11 protein-coding genes and 2 pseudogenes are annotated in these 12,386 nt (G+C 70.4%); 11 read left to right on the plus strand and 2 right to left on the minus strand.

Translation table 11 applies throughout. The features are described 5' to 3' along the window. Positions 1-101: 101 nt before the first annotated feature. A pseudogene (locus tag BKN37_RS21655) lies at positions 102-743 on the minus strand (GntR family transcriptional regulator); the annotation flags it as partial. 70 nt (positions 744-813) lie between these two features. On the opposite strand from BKN37_RS21655, the gene BKN37_RS21660 reads away from it, so the two are divergent. The 4 genes from BKN37_RS21660 to BKN37_RS21675 all read left to right on the plus strand — a co-directional run bounded on the left by BKN37_RS21660 (position 814) and on the right by BKN37_RS21675 (position 4,711). Next, positions 814-2,163 (plus strand): LLM class flavin-dependent oxidoreductase, encoded by a 1,350-nt coding sequence (locus BKN37_RS21660; protein ID WP_071029015.1) that lies wholly within the window; start codon positions 814-816, stop codon positions 2,161-2,163. Positions 2,164-2,171: 8 nt separating this feature from the next. After that, on the plus strand, positions 2,172-3,356 hold the full coding sequence (locus BKN37_RS21665; RefSeq protein WP_071029026.1) for a CaiB/BaiF CoA transferase family protein: 1,185 nt from the start codon (positions 2,172-2,174) through the stop codon (positions 3,354-3,356). A gap of 18 nt (positions 3,357-3,374) precedes the next feature. After that, positions 3,375-4,283: an HpcH/HpaI aldolase/citrate lyase family protein gene (locus BKN37_RS21670; protein WP_071029016.1), complete on the plus strand. Its 909-nt coding sequence runs from the start codon at positions 3,375-3,377 to the stop codon at positions 4,281-4,283. 92 nt (positions 4,284-4,375) lie between these two features. Continuing rightward, positions 4,376-4,711 (plus strand): hypothetical protein, encoded by a 336-nt coding sequence (locus BKN37_RS21675; protein WP_071029017.1) that lies wholly within the window; start codon positions 4,376-4,378, stop codon positions 4,709-4,711. Positions 4,712-4,738: 27 nt separating this feature from the next. On the opposite strand, the gene BKN37_RS21680 is transcribed toward BKN37_RS21675, so the two are convergent. Beyond that, positions 4,739-5,368 (minus strand): antibiotic biosynthesis monooxygenase, encoded by a 630-nt coding sequence (locus BKN37_RS21680; RefSeq protein ID WP_071029018.1) that lies wholly within the window; start codon positions 5,366-5,368, stop codon positions 4,739-4,741. Between the two features lie 270 nt (positions 5,369-5,638). Between BKN37_RS21680 and BKN37_RS21685 the strand changes: the two genes are divergently transcribed. The 7 genes and pseudogenes from BKN37_RS21685 to BKN37_RS28035 all read left to right on the plus strand — a co-directional run. After that, positions 5,639-6,040: a secondary thiamine-phosphate synthase enzyme YjbQ gene (locus tag BKN37_RS21685; protein ID WP_194074158.1), complete on the plus strand. Its 402-nt coding sequence runs from the start codon at positions 5,639-5,641 to the stop codon at positions 6,038-6,040. Between the two features lie 110 nt (positions 6,041-6,150). Further along, complete coding sequence (gene alaS / locus BKN37_RS21690; RefSeq protein WP_071029020.1) at positions 6,151-8,829, plus strand: alanine--tRNA ligase; 2,679 nt, start codon at positions 6,151-6,153, stop codon at positions 8,827-8,829. Between the two features lie 3 nt (positions 8,830-8,832). After that, the gene (gene ruvX, locus BKN37_RS21695; RefSeq protein ID WP_071029021.1) at positions 8,833-9,330 is read left to right on the plus strand and encodes a Holliday junction resolvase RuvX; all 498 of its coding nucleotides are present in this window, start codon (positions 8,833-8,835) and stop codon (positions 9,328-9,330) included. Continuing rightward, the gene (gene mltG / locus BKN37_RS21700; protein WP_071029022.1) at positions 9,323-10,558 is read left to right on the plus strand and encodes an endolytic transglycosylase MltG; all 1,236 of its coding nucleotides are present in this window, start codon (positions 9,323-9,325) and stop codon (positions 10,556-10,558) included. The genes ruvX and mltG overlap by 8 nt, the downstream gene beginning before the upstream one ends. Then, complete coding sequence (locus tag BKN37_RS21705) at positions 10,555-11,343, plus strand: shikimate dehydrogenase (protein ID WP_071029023.1); 789 nt, start codon at positions 10,555-10,557, stop codon at positions 11,341-11,343. The genes mltG and BKN37_RS21705 overlap by 4 nt, the downstream gene beginning before the upstream one ends. A gap of 9 nt (positions 11,344-11,352) precedes the next feature. Further along, on the plus strand, positions 11,353-11,757 hold the full coding sequence (locus BKN37_RS21710) for a prepilin peptidase (RefSeq protein WP_071029024.1): 405 nt from the start codon (positions 11,353-11,355) through the stop codon (positions 11,755-11,757). 343 nt (positions 11,758-12,100) lie between these two features. After that, a pseudogene (locus tag BKN37_RS28035) lies at positions 12,101-12,328 on the plus strand (chorismate synthase); the annotation flags it as partial. Between the last annotated feature and the right edge of the window lie 58 nt (positions 12,329-12,386).

The following is a 12,386-nucleotide window of genomic DNA, read 5'->3' on the forward strand; positions in this document are numbered from 1 at the left end:
CCCCCGCCCCCCCCCCCCCCCCGCCCCGGGGCAACACCCCGCCGCGACACCCCGGCGGCGCGCCGTGGACTGCACCCTCGGCGGGGGGCAGCGCCGCCCGCCCGCGCCAGCCAGTCGGCCAGCGAGCGACCGGCATCCAGCACGTGCCGCTCGGCGATGGCACGGGCCCCGTCGGCGTCACCGGAGGCCAGCGCGGCCACCAGCTTCTGGTGGTCCTCCAGCGAATGGTGTTCGTGCTCGGGAAACACCGTCAAAAAGTTCGTCGGCACCACCCGCACCGCATAGCGGATCTGCGCCGACAGCCGTGGCGAGTGGGCGGCCCGGTGAATCTCCTGGTGGAACCGCCAGTTCGCGTCGCCGATGCTGTCGGCGCCGGCCTGCGCCTCCACCTCGGCGGCCAGCTCCCGCAGCCGGGCCACCTCCTCGGCGCCCAGCCGTTCGGCGGCCCACGCCGCGGCTTGGCCGGTCAACACCCCCAGGATGGTGAAACTGTCCAGCACGTCGTCGGGGCTGATTCCGATCACGGTGACCCCGCTGCGCGGCGCCACCCGCACCAGGCCCTCGTAGGACAGCTCCAGCAGCGCCTCGCGGACCGGGGTGCGGCTGGTCGCGAACTCCTCGGTGATGGCGTCCAGATCCAGCCGGACCCCGGGCGCCAGCGCGCCGGTGAGGATGCGGTTGCGCAGCTCGCGGGCCGCGCGCTCGCGCACCGTGCCGGCGATATCGACGTTGTTGGCCGCCATGACCCCGATCATAGGGCACACCAAACATCTAGCACTTGATATCTGAAATATCAGATGCTAGACACAACTCATGACCACACGCAGCGACCAGATGGCGCTCGTCGCCTTCATGCAAGCAGGCAGCACCTCGGTGTATGCGGGCTCGTGGCGGCACCCCGCCACCGAGCACGGCTACCTCGACGCCTCCTACTACGCCAAGATCGGGCGGCAACTCGAAGAGGGCTGTTTTGACCTGATGTTCTTCGATGACCGGCTGGCGATGCCGGGCATCTACGGCGGCTCGGTCGCCGACGCGGTGCGCTTCGGCGCGCGACCGGTGAAGCTGGACCTATCCGTCGTGCTCGGGGTACTGGCCCAGGCCACCTCGCGGATCGGGCTGGGCGCGACCTACTCGACCACCTACTACGCGCCGTTCCACGTGGCGCGCACCTTCGCCACCCTGGATCACCTGTCCCGGGGTCGCGCCGCCTGGAACGTGGTCACCTCGGTCAACGACGGCGAGGCCCAAAACTTTGGCCTGAAAAGCCATCTCAGCCACGACGAACGCTACGACCGCGCCGACGAATTCCTCGATGCGGTCGCCGGGTTGTGGGACACCTGGGAGGACGACGCGATCCTGCACGACCGCGAAGCCGGCATCTACGCCGACCCGGACAAGGTGCACGAGTTGGGGCACGAGGGCCAGTACTTCTCGGTGCGCGGGCCGCTGACGGTGCCGCGCACCCCGCAGGGCCGGCCGGTCCTCATCCAGGCCGGCTCGTCCGGGCGGGGCCGCGAATTCGCGTCCCGCTGGGCGGATTTGATCTTCACCGGGGACCCGGGCATCGAGGTGGCCCGCAGCCACTACGCCGACCAGAAGGAGCGCATCGACGCCGCCGGCCGGGACCCGTCGTCGGTGAAACTGTGCCCGATGGCCTACGCGGTGGTCGGCGAGTCCGAGGACCACGCCAAACAGCGGGAGCAGGTGTTCCTCAACGAGCTGGTGGACCCGATGGCCAGCCTCACCCTGCTGTCCGAGCTGATGAACTACGACTTCGCCCAGCACAACCTGGACGACCCGATCACCGACGAACTGATCGCCTCGGTGTCCGGGATCCGCGGCCTGGTGCAAAACCTGCGCGCCCACATCGGCGACAACCTCACGCTGCGGGATTTGGCCGGGCACCGGGCCACCCTGCTGCAGGGGCCGCGGTTCGTGGGCACCGGACCGCAGGTCGCCGACCAGATGGAGGAGTGGTTCCACGGCGGCGCCTGCGACGGATTCGTTTTGGCCGCAACACATCTGCCCGGTGCGTTCGAAGATGTGGTGCGGATGGTGGTCCCGGAGTTGCAGCGGCGCGGGCTGTTCCGCAGCCAGTACGAGGGCAGCACGCTGCGCGAGCACCTGGGTCTGGCCCGCCCGGCCCGCGCGTTCGCATGACGCCCATGATGTTGGACGGCATCCGGGTGCTGGATTTGGCCACGTTGGCGGCCGCGCCGCTGGCGGCCACCTACCTCGGCGAGTTCGGTGCCGACGTGATCAAAATCGAGCAGCCCGGCGGCGGGGACCCGATCCGGTCCTGGGGCAACCAGCGCGACGACGTCGGGTTGATGTGGAAGTCGGTGTCGCGCAACAAGCGCTCGATCACCTGCAACCTGCGGGTGCCCGAAGGCCAGCAGCTGGTGCGCAAGCTGGTGGAACACGCCGACGTGGTGATCGCCAACACCCGACCGCAGACGCTGCGCAAATGGGGCCTGGACTACCCGGCGCTGCGCGCGGTCAACGACCGCATCGTCATGTTGCACATCACCGGTTTCGGGCTGACCGGCCCGAAAAGTGAGCGACCCGGGTTCGGCACCCTCGGGGAGGCGATGAGCGGGTTCGCCAACATCACCGGCGAGGCCGACGGGCCCCCGACGTTGCCGCCGTTCATGCTGGCCGACGGGGTCGCGTCGCTCAACGGGGCCTACGCGGTGATGATGGCGCTGTATCACCGCGACGTGCACGGTGCGCCCGGCCAGCTGATCGACATCAACCTGATCGACCCGCTGGCGCGGCTGCTCGAGCAGACCCTGCTGGGTTACGACCAGCTCGGGTTGGTGCCCACCCGGGCCGGCAACCGCTGGGACATCTCGGCGCCGCGCAACACCTACCGCACCGCCGATGGCCGCTGGCTGGCGATGTCGGGCAGCTCACCGGCGTTGGCGCTGCGGGTGTTTCGCGCGATCGGGCGCGCCGACCTGGTCGACGACGCCGACTTCGCCGACCCGCAGCGGCGGCTGGCCCGGGCCCGCGAGGTCGACCAGGTGGTCGCCGACTGGGTGGCCACCAAGACGCTGGAGCAGGCGATGGCCGTCTTCGACGCCGAACAGGTGGCCGCCGCGCCGGTGTATGACATCACCGACCTGGTCGCCGACGAGCAGCTCGCGCACCGCGAGGTGTTCGTCAAGGTCGGCGATTCCGAACTCGGCGCGATGACCGTGCAGGCCCCGGTGCCGCGGTTTTCCGACACCGCCGGCCGCGTCGCGCACCTGGGCCCGCGCCTGGGTGAACACAACACCGAGGTGTACGGCGAGTTGCTTCACCTGACCGCATCCGACCTCGACGATCTGCGCGCCCGCGGCGTGCTGTGAGCTAAGGAGACCACCGAAATGACCTCGCTGTTGCGCCGCTCGGAGCTCGCCGTGCCCGCCAGCAACGACAACATGTTCGCCAAGGCGGCCGCCTCGCAGGCCGACCTGGTGTTTTTGGATCTGGAGGACGCCACCGCGCCCGCCTATAAGGAGGCCGCCCGGGCCAAGGTGATCGCCGCGCTCAACGACCTGGACTGGGGGCGCACCGCGCGCGCGATCCGGATCAACGGGCTGGACACCCAGTGGTGTCACGACGACATCATCGAGGTCGTCACCGCGGCCGGCCACAATCTGGACACCATCGTGGTGCCCAAGGCGTGCACCGCCCGCGACGTGTGGTGGGTCGACGTGCTGTTGACCCAGCTGGAGGACAAGCTGGGGCTGGATCGCCGCATCCGGCTGGAGGTGCTGATCGAGGAGGTCGAGGGGCTGGCCAACGCCGAGGAGATCGCGAAGGCCAGCGACCGCGTCGACGCGCTGATCTTCGGGGTCGGCGACTTCTCGCTGTCCCAGGGCGCCCGGGTGGACACCAACTTCGTCCCGCTGGGCGAGTACCCCGGCGACTTTTGGCACTACGCCCGCGCCAAGGTGCTGGTTGCCGCGCGGATCGCCGGGATCGACGCGATCGACTCGCCCTATCCCGACTACGCCGACCTCGACGGCTACGAGAAGGAGGCCCGGCGCGCGTCGCTGCTGGGCTACACCGGCAAATGGGCGATCCACCCCAGCCAGATCCCGGTCGCCAACCAGGTGTACTCGCCGACCGCGGAGGAGATCGCGCTGGCCGAACGCAATATGGCCGCCTACCGCGACGGCGAGGCCAAGGGCCTGGGCGCGGTCGGGGTCAACGGGGTGCTCGTCGACGCCGCGCACGTCAAAATGGCGCAGGCCACGTTGGCGCGGGCCGCGCTGATCAACGGGGCTTAGTTTCCGGCGCGAGCAGACGCAGAATCGCACGCCCACGGCGCGAATCGTGCGATTCTGCGTCTGCTCGCGGGGTGGCGACGAAAGGACGGCCGATGAAGGTTTTCACCGACGACCAGATGGGCCAGCTGCTGGCCACCGCCAAGCCCTACAGCGTCGTCATCCTCAGAACGGGCCCGAACTACGGCAGCGACGCGGCACCCGGACTCATCTGGGAGCACGGTCGCCGCAACTTCGGGCTGCGCGACGACGGTGTGCTGGCGGTGGTGCTGCCGGTCACCGACGACTCCGAGGTGTGCGGCATCGGGGTGTTCACCGGGACCGTCGAGGAGACCGTCGCCGTCATGAACGACGATCCCGGTGTGACCGCGGGTGTGTTCACCTTCGAGGTGCACCCGTGCCGGGGACTTCCGGGTGACGGGCTGCGGTAGCGCGCGCCGGGGCCGGGCTAGACCGGGCTAGACCAGCTCGGGGACCCGCAGGTGAGCGAGGGCCAGCTCGAACTCGCCCGTGTCGAGTTCCTTGAGCTGCTGGGCGCCCGCTTCTTGCAGGCGGGACTGCCGCAGGGCTGCGGCCTGTTCCCGGTTGCGCTGCATGGCGTCCACGCTGTCATAGGTCGCACAGGACACCAGCCGCCCGGATGCGCGGTCGACCATCAGGCTGGCGCTGCAGAACCCCTCGAGGCCCTCGAGTTGGGGCAGGATGGCCGTCTTGTAGTACTCGATGTGCTGGTCGGCCTGGGCGGGATCGCCCTGGACCCACACCGCCCGCACGCACGAACCCTCGTGGGTGCGGTGTTCGCGGTGCAGCGCCGCGATGTCCCACTCTTCGACGGTGGGGGTGCCGCCGAACACCGCCGCGGCCCGGTCCCGGATCGGCCGGACCCGCTCGGCGCTGGCGCGCATGGCCTCCTCGTTCTCCCACGCACTGGTGGCGATGCATCGGCCGGACTGCCGGTCGACCAACAGCGACACACCGACACACCCGTCGATACCCCCCAGGGCGGGCATGACCTCGTCGCGAAGATGCGCAATTCCCGCGTCGATCGATGAGGGTTGCGCCGTAATGGTGGTAGAGCGTGCGTACACGATTTCGCTCCCTCATTCAGGGCAGCGCCCCGGTGGCGCCACCGGTCCAGGTACCACCTTCCTCCGCTGAATTGGCGGTGGCAATAGGCGATTTGGGGCAATTCGCCTGTTCGGGGGCAGTGGCCGCTGAGATCGACGTCTTAATTTCGCAAACCGCCGATCTGCGGGGCTGTGGGTCAATTTCGGCGTCGATTTCAGCGGCCAGCCGCGCATGGCATGGCCCACTCGCGCCAGAGTCTCCACGTAAGGTGGAGACATATGGACACCGAAGTGCTCGACATCGACACCGCCCGGCGTCGCACCGTCGACCTCACCGACCAGGTGCGGTCGTTTTGCGCCGGGCACGGCGACGGGCTGTGCAACGTGTTCGTGCCGCACGCGACGGCCGGGGTGGCCATCATCGAGACCGGCGCCGGCAGCGACGCCGACCTGGTCGACACGCTGGAGCGGCTGCTGCCCCGCGACGACCGCTACCGCCACGCCCACGGGTCACCCGGTCACGGCGCCGACCACGTGATGCCGGCCCTGGTGGCACCGTCGGTCACGGTGCCGGTCGCCGACGGTGCGCCGCTGCTGGGCACCTGGCAGTCCGTGGTGCTGGTCGACCTCAACCGGGACAACCCGCGGCGATCGGTGCGGCTGAGTTTTGTTGGGGCCGCCACGGCGCGGTAGCGCCGGTGACCGCGGCCACAGCCGCCGCTTCGTTGGCGTAAAAGAGGGAATGAGAAGACCGGTACTGTAGTGCCGTCAACAGGTGCGATGCGGCAGGAAAGCGACTTCAAGTGCAGACACACGAGATCAGGAAACGGTTCCTCGATCATTTCGTGAAGGCGGGCCACACCGAGGTGCCCAGCGCCTCGGTGATCCTCGACGACCCTAACCTGCTGTTCGTCAACGCCGGCATGGTGCAGTTCGTGCCGTACTTCCTCGGCCAACGCACCCCGCCGTACCCGACGGCCACCAGCATCCAAAAGTGCATCCGCACCCCCGACATCGACGAGGTCGGCGTCACCACCCGGCACAACACCTTCTTCCAGATGGCCGGCAACTTCTCGTTCGGCGACTACTTCAAGAAGCGGGCGATCGAGCTGGCGTGGTCGCTGCTGACCGCCAGTGTCGACGACGGCGGCTACGGGTTCGACCCGGAGAAGCTGTGGGTCACCGTCTATTTGGACGACGACGAGGCCGTGCAGTTGTGGCAGCAGATCGCCGGGCTGCCGGCCGACCGGATCCAGCGCCGCGGCATGGCCGACAACTACTGGTCGATGGGCATCCCCGGCCCGTGCGGCCCGTCCTCGGAGATCTACTACGACCGCGGCCCGGAATTCGGCGTCGACGGCGGCCCGATCGCCAACGAGGACCGCTACCTCGAGATCTGGAACCTCGTGTTCATGGAAAACGAGCGCGGCGAGGGCACCTCCAAGGAGGACTTCGAGGTCCTGGGGCCGTTGCCGCGCAAGAACATCGACACCGGGATGGGTGTCGAGCGGGTCGCGTTTTTGCTGCAGGGCGTGCACAACGTCTACGAAACCGACCTGCTGCGGCCGGTGATCGATACCGTCGCCGCCCGGGCGCCCCGCGGCTACGACATCGGCAACCACGATGACGACATTCGCTACCGGATCATCGCCGACCACTCCCGCACCGCGGCGATCCTGATCGGCGACGGGGTCAGCCCCGGCAACGACGGCCGCGGCTACGTGCTGCGCCGGCTGCTGCGCCGGGTGATCCGCTCGGCCAAACTGCTGGGCATCGACGGCCCCATCGTCGGCGAGCTGATGGTCACCGTCCGCGACGCGATGGGCCCGTCGTATCCGGAGTTGGTCAGCGACTTCGACCGCATCCACCGCATCGCGGTGGCCGAGGAGACCGCGTTCAACCGCACCCTGGCGTCCGGGTCCAAGCTGTTCGACGAAGCGGCACAGGCCACCAAGGCCGCCGGCGCCACCGTGCTGTCCGGCACCGATGCGTTCACCCTGCACGACACCTACGGCTTCCCGATCGAGCTCACCCTGGAGATGGCCGCCGAGGCCGGCCTGGCCGTCGACGAAGCCGGGTTCCGCACCCTGATGGCCGAGCAGCGGCAACGCGCCAAGGCCGACGCCGCCGCCCGCAAACACGCCCACGCCGACCTGAGCGCCTACCGGGAGCTGATCGACGCCGGGCCCACCGAGTTCACCGGGTTCGACGAGCTGACCAGCGAGGCGCGGATCCTGGGTGTGTTCGTCGACGGCAAACGGGTGCCGGTGGTGTCCCACGGTGACGCGGTGACCGCCGACCGGGTGGAGCTGGTGCTGGACCGCACCCCGCTGTACGCCGAAGCCGGCGGGCAGATCGCCGACGCCGGCACCATCAGCGCCGGGGCGGCCCAGGCGGCGGTCACCGATGTGCAAAAGATCGCCCAAACGCTGTGGGTGCACCGGGTCAACGTGGAGTCCGGCGAATTCGTCGAGGGCGACACCGTCATCGCGGCGGTGGACCCGGCCTGGCGCAAAGGCGCCACCCAGGGCCACTCGGGCACCCACATGGTGCACGCCGCGCTGCGGCAAGTCTTGGGGCCCAACGCCGTTCAGGCCGGGTCGCTGAACCGGCCGGGGTATCTGCGGTTCGACTTCAACTGGCAGGGCCCGTTGACCGACGAGCAGCGCCGCCAGGTCGAGGAGGTCACCAACGAGGCGGTGCAGGCCGACTTCGCGGTGCACACCTTCACCGAGGAGCTGGAGAAAGCCAAGGCGATGGGCGCCATGGCGATGTTCGGGGAGCGCTACCCCGACCAGGTCCGGGTGGTCGAGATCGGCGGCCCGTTCTCGCTGGAGTTGTGCGGCGGCACCCACGTGCACAACTCGGCGCAGATCGGCCCGGTCACCATCCTGGGGGAATCCTCGGTGGGCTCCGGGGTGCGCCGGGTGGAGGCCTACGTCGGGCTGGAGTCATTCCGGCACCTGGCCAAGGAACGCGCCCTGATGGCGGGGTTGGCGTCGTCGCTCAAGGTGCCCTCCGAGGAGGTGCCGGCCCGGGTGGCCACCCTGGTGGACCGGCTCAAGGCCGCCGAGAAGGAACTCGAACGCGCCCGGCTGGCCTCGGCGCGGGCCGCCGCCGCAAATGCCGCCGCCGGTGCCGAGCGCATCGGTAATGTCCGACTGGTGGCGCAGCGGATGGCCGGCGGGATGACGGCGGGGGACCTGCGGTCGCTGGTCGGCGACATCCGCGGCAAGCTCGGCAGCGATCCCGCCGTGGTGGCGTTGATCGCCGAGGGCGACGACTCGGTGCCCTACGCGGTGGCCGTCAACGCCGCCGCCCAGGACGCCGGGTTGCGCGCCAACGACCTGGTCAAAGCGTTGGCGGCCCAGGTGGACGGTCGCGGCGGCGGCAAGGCCGACCTGGCGCAGGGGTCGGGCAAGAATCCGTCCGGCATCGAGGCTGCTCTCGACGCGGTCCGGGCTGAGATCGCGCGGAGTTAGCCGGTGACCGACACACATCGTCTGCCCGACCGGCCCGCCGGGCCGGTCCGGGGGCGACGGCTGGGCATCGACGTGGGCAGTGTGCGGATCGGGGTGGCCTGCAGCGACCCCGACGGCATCCTGGCCACCCCGGTGGAGACCGTGCGCCGCGAGAAGTCCAACACCCACCTGGCCCGGATCGCCGAACTGGTGGCCGAGTACGAGGCCGTCGAGGTGGTGGTCGGCTTCCCGCGCACCCTGGCCGACCGGACCGGGCCGGCGGCCCGCGACGCGATCCACGTGGCCGACGCGCTGGCGCGGCGCATCGACCCGGTCCCGGTGCGGCTGGCCGACGAGCGGCTGACCACGGTCAGCGCGCAGCGGTCGCTGCGCGCCGCCGGGGTGCGCGCCAAGGGTCAGCGCGGCATCATCGACCAGGCGGCGGCGGTGGCGATCCTGCAGAGCTGGCTGGATCAGCAGCGCGCCGCGCTGGCGCCGCCCGGGGGTGTCAACGGTGTCTGAGTCCCGCCGAGCCCGGCCCGAAGCCGTCGGACCGCCGCGGCGCACGCTGAGCCGCGCCGAACGAAACCGGGCCCAGCGCGGTCACCGCCGGCATCGCCTGGCCAGCGGGTTCGCCATCGCCGCGCTGATCGTGGTCATCGTGGCCGCGGTGTTCCTCGGCTCCAAGCTGTGGCACAGCTTTTCCGGCCCGTCGAACGACTACCGCGGCGACGGCAAACGGGATCTGGTGATCGAGGTCCACTCCGGCGATTCGACCACCGCGATCGCCGAGACGCTGCACACCCACGGCGTGGTGAAAACCGTCAAGGCGTTCGTCGACGCCGCGCACGGCAACGCCAAGATTTCGGCGATCCAGCCCGGTTTCTATAAGAGCCGCACCGAGATCCCGGCATCGTCGGCGGTGGCGCGGCTGGTCGACCCCAACAACCGGGTGGGCCGGCTGGTGATCCCGGAGGGCCGCCAGCTCGACGACACCACCGACATGAAATCCAACGCGGTCACCGACGGCATCTTCAGCCTGATCTCCAAGGCCAGCTGTGTGGACCTGGACGGGGACCAGCGCTGCGTCAACGTGGACGACCTGCGCACCGCGGCCGGCACCGGACCGCTGGCCGCGCTGTCGGTGCCGCCCTGGGCCACCCAGCAGGTGACGGCGATGGGCGACGACCATCGCCGGGTCGAGGGCCTGATCGCGCCGGGCACCTGGAACGTCAACCCGTCGGCCTCGGCGCAGAAAATCTTGGGCACCCTGATCGCCGACAGCGCCGCCAGCTACGCGCAGTCCGGCCTGCAGGACACCGCCACCGCGTTGAACATGACGCCCTACGACGTGTTGGTGGTGGCCGCGCTGGTGCAGCGCGAAGCCAAGCCCCAGGACTTCCCCAAGGTGGCCCGGGTCATCTACAACCGGCTCAACGAGCACCGCAGCCTGGAGTTCGACTCGACGGTGAACTACCCGTTGGACCGCCGGGAGGTGGCCACCACCGACGCCGACCGCGCCCAGCACACGCCGTGGAACACCTATCTGCTGCACGGGCTTCCGGCCACCCCGATCTGCTCGCCCGGGGTGGAGGCGCTCGGTGCCGCCGAGCGCCCGGCCGAGGGGGACTGGCTGTACTTCGTGACCATCGACGACGCCGGCACCACGCTGTTCACCCGGGACTACCAGCAGCACCTGGCCAACATCGAGTTGGCCAGGCACAACGGGGTCCTCGACAGCACCCGATGAGTCCCCGCAAGGCCGCCGTGCTGGGATCGCCGGTCGCGCATTCCCGCTCCCCGCAACTGCATCTGGCGGCCTACCGCGCGTTGGGCCTGCACGACTGGAGCTATGACCGCATCGACTGCGGCGCCGAGGAGTTGCCGACGCTGGTCCGCGGTTTCGGGCCGGAGTGGGTCGGGGTCTCGGTGACCATGCCCGGCAAGTTCGCCGCGTTGGCGTGCGCCGACTCGGCGACGGCGCGCGCGGAATTGGTCGGCTCGGCCAATACCTTGGTGCGCGGCGCGGACGGGTGGCACGCCGACAACACCGACATCGACGGGGTGCGCGGCGCACTGGGCGCGGTGTCCGGGCATGCCGTCGTGGTCGGCTCGGGTGGGACCGCCCCGGCGGCGGTGGCGGCGCTGGCCGACCTCGGCGTCTCTCGCATCACCGTCGTGGCCCGCAACCCGGACAAGGCGGCCCGGTTGGTGGACCTGGGCACCCGGCTGGGGGTGCCGACCGAGTTCTGCGGCCTCGACGACGTGGCCTCGGCCGTCGCGGACGCGGCGGCGCTGGTGTCCACCGTGCCCGCCGAGGTGGCCGCGCGGTGTGCGCCGGTGCTGGCGCCGGTGCCGGTGCTGCTGGACGCGATCTACGACCCGTGGCCGACGCCGCTGGCGGCGGCGGTTGCGGCGGCCGGTGGCCGGGTGATCAGCGGCCTGCAGATGCTGCTGCATCAGGCGTTCACGCAGGTGGAGTTGTTCACAGGGCGGTCGGCGCCGCGAGCGGCGATGGAGGCCGCGCTGGGTTAGCCTGCCCGGGTGGCGGGGGCGGTGGCGCTGTGGCTGGCCGTGCTGTGCGGCTACGACATTGGCTGCCGTCGGCTGCCCAACTGGCTCACCCTGCCCGGCGCGGTCGCGATCCTGGCCGGTGCCGCGCTGGTCGGCCGCGGCGGGCCGGCGGCGGCGGGGGCTGTGGCGCTGGCCGGGGTGTATCTGCTGGTGCACCTGGTCGCGCCGACGGCGTTGGGCGCCGGCGACGTCAAGCTGGCGCTCGGCCTCGGCGCTTTGACCGGGTGTTTCGGCCTCGACGTGTGGGTGCTGGCGGCGTTGGGCGCGCCGCTGCTGACCGCGGTGTGGGCGCTGCTGCGCGGGGCGCGGGTGGTGGCGCACGGAGTGGGGATGTGTGTGGCCAGCGCCGTCGCGGTGGGGCTGGTGCTGTGGTGAGGTTTTCGCCGGGCGACGTCGACGCTGCGTTCACGGCGCCGAGCCTGCGGGTACGGCCTCGAGCCTGAAGCTACGGCGCCGAGCCTGTAGCCAGGGCGTGATTTTCGCCGTGAACCCGTCCTGAGTTCAGTCTGGGCGCCGTAGCTTCAGGCTCGGTGCCGTAGCCACAGGCTGGCGGCCACCACTTCAGTCTCGGCGTCGTAGCTTCAGCCTCGGCTCAACCCGTGCAGGCTCGATACCGTCGGCGCGCAATCCGCGGCGCCACCGCAGTCCCCGGCGCGGCTCGCATCGGTGAGCCCCCGCTTTTTGGGCCGGTAGCACCCGACATGGGAAGATGGGACACGTGTTGCGTTGGACGACCGCCGGTGAATCCCACGGCCGCGCGTTAGTGGCCGTCGTCGAAGGCATGGTCGCCGGGGTGACGATCACGTCCGAGGACATCGCCGACCAGCTGGCCCGCCGCCGGCTCGGCTACGGCCGCGGCGCCCGGATGAAGTTCGAGCGCGACCAGGTGACCCTGCTGGCCGGGGTGCGGCCGGTCTCTTATGCTCCGCTGGCGCTGGCGTCGGGTTGTTGGGTGGTTGGGGCGGTGGGGGGGGGTGTGGTGTCGGGTGCGGGGGGGTAGGGGG

The organism is Mycobacterium talmoniae (assembly GCF_001854525.1).
GTDB classification, from domain to species: Bacteria; Actinomycetota; Actinomycetes; order Mycobacteriales; family Mycobacteriaceae; genus Mycobacterium; species Mycobacterium talmoniae.